This is a genomic window from Halorubrum sp. SS7 (assembly GCF_005435055.1).
In the GTDB taxonomy this organism is placed as follows: Archaea; Halobacteriota; Halobacteria; order Halobacteriales; family Haloferacaceae; genus Halorubrum; species Halorubrum salinarum.
Window position 1 is genome coordinate 1 of sequence record NZ_SGXV01000097.1, and the last position, 1,398, is coordinate 1,398.

2 protein-coding genes and 1 pseudogene are annotated in these 1,398 nt (G+C 66.0%); 1 reads left to right on the forward strand and 2 read right to left on the reverse strand.

The features are described 5' to 3' along the window. Together EXE44_RS16820 and EXE44_RS16825 are read right to left on the reverse strand one after the other, a co-directional pair. Positions 1-255 (reverse strand): annotated as a pseudogene (locus EXE44_RS16820) (uridine phosphorylase); the annotation flags it as partial. A gap of 132 nt (positions 256-387) precedes the next feature. After that, the gene (locus EXE44_RS16825) at positions 388-1,122 is read right to left on the reverse strand and encodes a helix-turn-helix domain-containing protein (RefSeq protein WP_092920945.1); all 735 of its coding nucleotides are present in this window, start codon (positions 1,120-1,122) and stop codon (positions 388-390) included. A gap of 87 nt (positions 1,123-1,209) precedes the next feature. Between EXE44_RS16825 and EXE44_RS16830 the strand changes: the two genes are divergently transcribed. Further along, a partial coding sequence (locus tag EXE44_RS16830) for a rhodanese-like domain-containing protein (RefSeq protein WP_137717969.1) occupies positions 1,210-1,398 on the forward strand: 189 nt, incomplete at its 3' end.

The window sequence follows — 1,398 nt, forward strand, 5'->3', positions numbered from 1 at the left end:
GTCTCGTTCGAACCGGTAGAGGTCCGTGTGGTAGCCGGGCCACGTCTCGTCTCGCTCCGCCGCTCCGGTCGCCGTCAGGTGGCGTACGACGTCGCCGTCCGGGTCGAGGACGCAGATCTCGGGGACCGGGCGCTCCGGGAGATCCTTCTGTCGCCGGGCGTTCTTCAGGAGGGCATCCGGATCGAAGACGGACGGCTCGTCGAACGCCTTCGCCTCGAAGAGCGGCGACGCGTCCGAGTCGGACGGGTCGGTCATATGAGTCGTGTTCGCCGAACCGACGAAAGGGGGTTACGGTCGCTCGACGACTCCGTGCCCTCGAACGGAAGCGGTTCCGTCGGCGCCTGAGGAGTTCGTCGGCGCCCGAGGGTCCCGCTTCCCGTCGCCGAACTAATCCGCGGCCCGTTCGGCCCGACGGGTCTCTTCGACCTCCAGCGGGTCGCCCGTCGACGTCGCGGTGACGAGTCGCAGGTACTGTCCCGCGCTCGTGAGCAGCTTGTTCTCCGCCTTCCGGAGGTGTTCCTCGTACGTCGAGCGGGCGACCGCCGTCTGATCGGCGAGCTCGCGCAGCGAGGTCTGGCGCGGCTGGGTGTAGTAGCCGCGCTCCAAGGCCAACTGGAGCGCCGCCAACTGTCGGTCGGTGAGGTCCTCGAACAGCTGGTTCGCCGGCGCCAGCATGCTGTGCGGGATCTGGGTCTCCGAGATCTCGGTCTTCGAGAGCAGCTCGATCTCCCTGTCGGCGCGCAGGTCGCCGAGCAGCGCTCGGATGTCGGCGCCGTCGAACGCGACCACCGTGTAATGCTCCCAGCCCTGCCGGTAGATGGTCGGCGACTGATACAGGCAGTTGTGCTTCTCGAAGCGATCGATAACGGACTCCTCAAGCGAGCAGAGACAGGACTGCGTGACGACGTGGTACCCGTCGTCGTCCGCGGACTCGTGGAGGACGGTTCCGATCTGATCTATCTCGTCGAGCAGCGCGTCCGTCGGCGTCGTCTCCGCGGTGATCTCGAGCACCTGACAGTCGCTCAGCGGCCACTCGCGGATGGTGAGATCCGGATGTCGCTCGGAGATCTCCCGGTACGGACACTCGTGTTTCACTCGGATCGAGGCCTCGTACAGGCTCATACGGAATTTTGGAACTAACACGCATTAACGGTGCCGGTCATGTCCGGCAGTGACCGTATCCCCTTCTCCCCGCTATACCGGTGTACGATGCAGGAGCTATCGCCGGACGCGCTCAGCGAACAGCTGCGAAACGACGACGAGGGGCCGCTCGTCCTCGACGTCCGTCACGAGGCGGAGTTCGAGGAGTGGCACATCCCGGGCAGCGTCAACGTCGACGTGTACGACGAACTGACCGAGGACCCCGACAGCGCCAAGCCGGCCCTCTCCGATCTGCCC

Coding starts and splice junctions, on each gene's coding strand:
- EXE44_RS16825 (WP_092920945.1), bottom strand. CDS start 1,122: ATGAGCCTGTACGAGGCCTCGATCCGAGTGAAACACGAGTGTCCGTAC.